Annotated in this window: 5 protein-coding genes; all 5 read left to right on the top strand. The window is 45.6% G+C overall.

The genetic code is table 11. The features are described from left to right. Positions 1-704 (top strand): glutamate ligase domain-containing protein (locus VIP81_RS01550; RefSeq protein WP_331956717.1); only part of this gene is annotated, 704 nt, incomplete at its 5' end. A 32-nt stretch (positions 705-736) separates the two neighbouring features. Beyond that, a complete protein-coding gene (locus tag VIP81_RS01555) occupies positions 737-1510 on the top strand; it encodes a 3'-5' exonuclease (RefSeq protein ID WP_331956718.1) in 774 nt (257 codons plus the stop codon). Positions 1511-1582: 72 nt separating this feature from the next. Next, complete coding sequence (locus VIP81_RS01560) at positions 1583-2323, top strand: polyprenol monophosphomannose synthase (RefSeq protein ID WP_331956719.1); 741 nt, start codon at positions 1583-1585, stop codon at positions 2321-2323. An 80-nt stretch (positions 2324-2403) separates the two neighbouring features. After that, complete coding sequence (locus VIP81_RS01565) at positions 2404-3279, top strand: DMT family transporter (protein WP_331956720.1); 876 nt, start codon at positions 2404-2406, stop codon at positions 3277-3279. A gap of 270 nt (positions 3280-3549) precedes the next feature. Next, positions 3550-6203 (top strand): alpha/beta hydrolase family protein (locus VIP81_RS01570; RefSeq protein WP_331956721.1); only part of this gene is annotated, 2654 nt, incomplete at its 3' end.

Here is a 6203-nt window from a genome sequence, read left to right on the forward strand (position 1 = left end):
ACAACGATGGGGATGAGGAACTCGTACAACTGGTGACTGCCACCGGCGGCCACCTCCGGCTCATACCGTATGGTTTGCCAAAACATACCATTGAACAGGGCATTACCCGCGTATACTTCGGCGAACAAAACGCCCAACTGGAAGTCTTCGGCGACCATAACCTCCTGAATATGCACGCCGCCAGACTGGTTTGCCATCAATTAGGACTATCCGATGCGGAATTCCTGACGGCAATCGCTACCTTTAAGGGCGCAGCGAAAAGACTGGAACTGGTTGCTAAAAACGATCATAGCGTGATTTACCGTGATTTCGCTCACGCGCCTTCCAAGGTAAAAGCCACCATGGAAGCCACCAAACACCAGTTCCCTGACCGGAAACTGATAGCAGTACTGGAGTTACACACCTATAGCAGTTTAAATGCAGATTTCCTGGAACAATACCACGGCGCACTGGATACAGCAGACATCGCAGCAGTATTTTACAGCAAACATGCCCTGGAAATCAAGAGAATGCCCGATCTTGCCCCGGAATTAATTGCACAGCGGTTTGGACGGAATGACCTGCACGTTTTCCATAACAGGGAAAAACTGGAAACCTTTTTATCCGCTCAGAACTATCAGGATACAAACCTGTTATTAATGAGTTCCGGTACATACGATGGCCTTGATTTCGGTAAACTGACCGAATTATTGCCAAATAATTAATCACTCAATAAACAAATACTAAATACTATATAATGCCTTCTTTGCTCCTCAAAAGGCCGCTGGCCGTAATCGATCTCGAAACCACAGGTACCAATGTGGCTTCTGATCGTATCATTGAAATTGCTATTATCAAAGTGTTTCCGGACAAATCAACACAGTCCAAAGTGAAACGCATTAACCCCGGAATGCCCATCCCAGCAGGATCTACAGCAATTCATGGTATCAAGGACGAGGATGTAAAAGATGCCCCTACCTTTAAACAGGCGGCCCACGAACTCAAACAGTTCATGGACAACTGCGACCTGGCAGGTTACAATTCCAATCGCTTCGACATTCCTTTACTGGTAGAAGAATTCCTTCGTGCGGAAATAGAATTTGATGTATCCAAACGCAAATTTGTAGACGTACAACGAATTTTCCACCTGATGGAAAAACGTACCCTCGGCGCCGCGTATAAGTTTTACTGCGATAAAACGCTGGAAAACGCCCATAGCGCCGAAGCAGATGCACTGGCTACCTACGAAATACTGGAAGCACAGCTGGGTCGCTACGAACAATTACAAGAGGATATCGACTCCCTCTCTGATTTTACCAAAGAAGAAGATTATATCGACTTCGCCCGCCGCCTCGTTATGCAGGGTGGTAACGAAGTCTTTAACTTCGGTAAATATAAAGGCCGCTCTGTAAGAGAGGTCCTGAAAGCAGAACCACAGTACTATGACTGGATGATGAAGGCGGATTTCCCCCTCAATACCAAACAGAAACTGTCGGAAATCTTTCATAATATGATGTTAAAAAAAATGTAATGTTATTCCGGAACGTCATATCTTGCGCCCGAATTGCATTATTTTCGCAGTCCAAAAATATTATCTGCTGAATTGGAAAAGCTTGTCATCATTCCTACGTACAATGAAAAGGATAACATCCTGAACATCATTGACGCTGTATTTTCCTTACAGGAGAATTTTCATGTCCTCATCGTGGATGACGGATCACCTGACGGTACCGGTGCCATTGTAAAATCATTACAACAGCAACATCCCAACGAATTATTCCTGGAAGAAAGATCCGGCAAACAAGGTCTGGGTACAGCTTATATCCACGGCTTCAAATGGGCATTGGCCAGAGGATACCAGTACATCTTTGAAATGGATGCGGATTTCTCCCATAATCCAAAAGACCTCGTACGACTCTACGACGCCTGTGCGAAAGACGGCGCAGATTTATCTGTAGGCTCCCGCTATGTTAAAGGCGGTAAAACCGAAAACTGGCCATGGGACCGCGCGGTATTATCTTATGGCGCCTCTATCTATGTAGGCATGATCACCTGGATGCCCGTACGCGATCCGACAGCCGGATTTGTATGCTACCGCAACACCGTACTGGAAGCCATTAACCTCGACCAGATACAGTTTGTAGGATACGCTTTCCAGATAGAAATGAAATTTACTGCGTGGAAACTGGGCTTCAAAATCAAAGAAGTAGCCATCACCTTTAAAGACAGAAAAGAAGGATATTCCAAAATGAGCAAAGGCATTGTAAAAGAAGGCATCCTCGGTGTGCTCAAAATACAATGGCAAAGCCTCTTCCGGAATTATGCAAGAAGAGTAAAGAATTAATTACTATATATAAAATTACTATTTAGGGATTTTTTCATTTTTATAAAATGAAGAAATCCCTAAATACATTAAGTGGGTTCATGAAAAAAGCATTTCTCCAGCTACATCTCTCCGTATTTCTGGCTGGTTTTACCGGGATTCTGGGTAAATTGATTTCCCTGAACGAAGGGCTGTTAGTGTGGTATCGGTTACTGATTACTTCTGTTACTTTATATGTTTTATTCCGCCTCCAGGGCACCTTTAAAAAGCTTCCCTGGAAAGATATTTTACCTATTGGTGCTACCGGCGTGGTGGTAGCACTGCATTGGCTCTTCTTCTATGGCAGTATTAAATATTCCAACGTATCCATAGGCGTGATCTGCTTTTCGATGACCAGCCTGTTTACCGCGATCTTTGATCCGCTGATCAACCGGCGCCGCTTCGATGTAGCTGAAATGCTCCTCAGCATGCTCACCCTGCTGGGTATCCTGCTCATTTTCCATTTCGATACCCAATACCGCACCGGCATTATCCTCGGCATTATCTCCGCCATGTTTGCCGCCCTGTTTACCGTATTTAACAAACGACTCATCAGGCGATTCGACACGTCTACCATCACCTTTTATGAGTTATCAGTGGGCTTTGTGGTACTGACGCTGGCCATGCCCTTTTACGTCTACCTGTTCCCGGTGCCGTCTCTCCTGCCTTCTGCAATGGACCTGGTCTACCTCTTTATACTGGCCTGGTTTTGTACGGTGCTCATGTACCTGTTGAGTATGAGTGCACTGAAAAAGATTTCTCCCTTTACCGTCAATCTTTGCTTTAACCTGGAACCTGTATATAGCATCGTGATGGCCTTTGTACTCTTTCATGAAAACAAGTTCCTGAACAATGCATTTTATGCGGGCCTGGCCTGTATTATGCTCTCAGTAGGCTTACAAATGCTACGCGTAGTCAGGGGCCGCACGGCAATGTAAAGCCCGCGTTTTTTTGTCTTTGTTCAGGATTATACTGATTTAGATGATTTTCCAGATTTTGTTTTACAGGATTAAAAAAGATTAGCGTAGACCTAAGCGAAACCATAGGCTTGTATCTACGCTAATCTTTAAAATCTTATAAAATCAAAAAAACAAAATCTGGAAAATCATCTAAATCAGTATAATCCTGAACAAAGACAAAAAACCGCAGGCTTTACCGTTGGTAAAGGCAATTCCATATTTTACCCCGTAATTATTATTTTCGCAGCTATGAGAAAAGTTTTTTTAGGGATATCCCTCCTGGGATCCGCCCTTGTTACCTATGCGCAACAACCTGCTAAAAAGCCGCTGGATCACAGTGTATACGACAGCTGGCAAAGCATTGGCACTAAACTGATCAGTAACAACGGACAGTGGGTAGTGTATTCAGTAGTCGTTCAGGAAGGAGATGCCAACCTGCTGATTTATGACCGTAAAACAGGGCAAACGACGAGCATTCCCCGTGGCAGCAGCCCGGTGATCACAGAAGATTCCCGCTACGTTATCTGCACCATTAAACCGCTTTTTAAAGATACCCGCGAAGCGAAGATCAAAAAAAAGAAAGCGGCAGATATGCCCAAAGATTCCCTGGCAATCATCACACTGGGACAACCGGACATCCAAAAATTTCCTGCGGTAAAATCCTTTAAAACACCGGAAAAAGGCAGCGGTTTACTGGCCTGGCTTCAGGAAAAACCAGCTGCTGATACTGCCAAAGCAAAAAGCAGTAAAGCTCCAAAATCCAGTGATGATGCAGATCGTGCAGATGATGATAAGGCCGCTGGCAGTAACACGGAAAGCGGTACGCTCGTGATCAGACAACTGCTCTCCGGCAAACAGGATACCCTGAAAAATGTAAAGGAATATACTTTCAGCAAACCCGGCAACCAACTGCTGGTAGAAATAGCCGCCGACAAAAAAGATTCACTCTCCCGCAATGGCGTGCTCCTCTGGCATACCGCCAGCCGGAAAGCTGATACCATCAGCCGCGGCGCCACCGACTACAAACAATTTTCTTTCGATGAAAAAGGAGAACAGGCCGCTTACTTCGGTACACCGGATGGCGAGAAAGCATTGCAGCAATTCTATAAACTCTACTACTTCAAACTCGGACAGGACAGCGCCCTGGAAGCAGCCGGTAAAACCAGCAGCGGCATTCCCGCTAACTGGACCATCAGCTCCAACAGCAACATCTACTTCAGCAAAGATGGTCAGCGCCTCTTCTTTGGAACCGCTCCTATCCTGCCTGTAAAGGACACCAACATCGTGGATTTTGAAGTAGCCAAAGTTGATATCTGGAATTATAAAGATGATTATCTGCAGCCCATGCAATTGAAAAATGCAGATAAGGAACTGAAGAGAAGTTATGCTGCCGTATATTATCCGGGAGCCAAACGCATTGTGCAACTAAGCGACAAAGACCTGGAAACCGTGATCACCGCGGCAGAAGGAAACAGTCCTAACGCGCTCGGCTATACGGACAAAGGAGAACGCGTACCCGTGCAATGGGTAGGCCGCACCCTGAAAACTGCTTACCTCGTGAACATTAATGATGGCACGAGAAAAAGGATCAAAGAAAAACTGGACGGTAATTTCTATATCTCTCCCAATGGAAAATATATTATCTGGTACGACCTCGTTAACAGGCAATGGTTCAGTTATGATAACGCTACCGGCACGGCCATCAATATCAGCAAAGGCATTCCCACCAAAGTATATGATGAGGAAGATGACCACCCGGATGTACCCGACGCATACGGCATAGCAGGATGGCTCGCAAACGATGCAGCAGTCTATATCTATGATCGTTATGATATCTGGGAAACAGATCCTTCCGGTAAAAAATCACCGGTGAATCTGACACAGGGACTGGGTCGTAAAGAAAAAATACGCCTCCGTTATCTTCGTCTCAATCCGGAAGAAAGATATTTCACACCCGGCCAAAACCTGATGCTGACTGCATTCCAGGATAGTACCAAATACAATGGCTTCTACCAACAGGAATTACCAGGTAAAAACGGGAAAATAAAAGCAGCCAGACAAATTGTGTTAGGACCATTTTCCTATACAGATCTGCAGCAGGCAAAAGACGCAAAAGTATATACTTTCGTAAAGGGCAACTATGAACTGTCGCCCGATGTGTTTACCGGAGAAAATATTGCACAGACCACACAAATAAGTCATACCAATCCGCAGCAGCAGCAGTACAATTGGGGCACCGCTTCCCTGTACAAATGGACTACCTTCAGTGGTAAACCCGCCGAAGGTATCCTCTATAAACCGGAAAATTTCGATGCCAACAAACAGTATCCTGTTATCTTCTATTTCTATGAGAAATTAACAGATGGTTTGTATAACTATCAGGCGCCCGCACCTACGCCATCAAGACTGAACATTTCATTCTTTGTAAGTCGCGGCTACCTGGTGTTTGCACCGGATATCAGCTATGAAAACGGCTACCCCGGCAAAAGCGCCTACGATTATATTGTCAGCGCAGCAGAAGACCTGGCTAAAAAACCATGGGCCGACGGCAAAAACATGGGCATACAGGGACAGAGCTGGGGCGGTTACCAGGTAGCTTACCTGATCACACAAACCAACCTGTTTAAGGCTGCCTGGGCCGGTGCACCGGTGGCCAACATGACCAGTGCCTATGGTGGTATACGCTGGGAAAGTGGCATGAACAGACAGTTCCAGTACGAACACTCACAAAGTCGTATAGGCGCTACGTTATGGGACAAGCCAGAGTTATATATCGAAAACTCTCCGCTCTTTAATCTTCCCCGCGTTACTACGCCGGTGGCGATTATGTCTAACGACGCAGACGGCGCAGTGCCCTGGTATCAAGGCATTGAAATGTTTACCGGCTTACGTCGTTTAGGCAA

This window comes from Chitinophaga sp., assembly GCF_036566945.1.
GTDB lineage: Bacteria > Bacteroidota > Bacteroidia > Chitinophagales > Chitinophagaceae > Chitinophaga.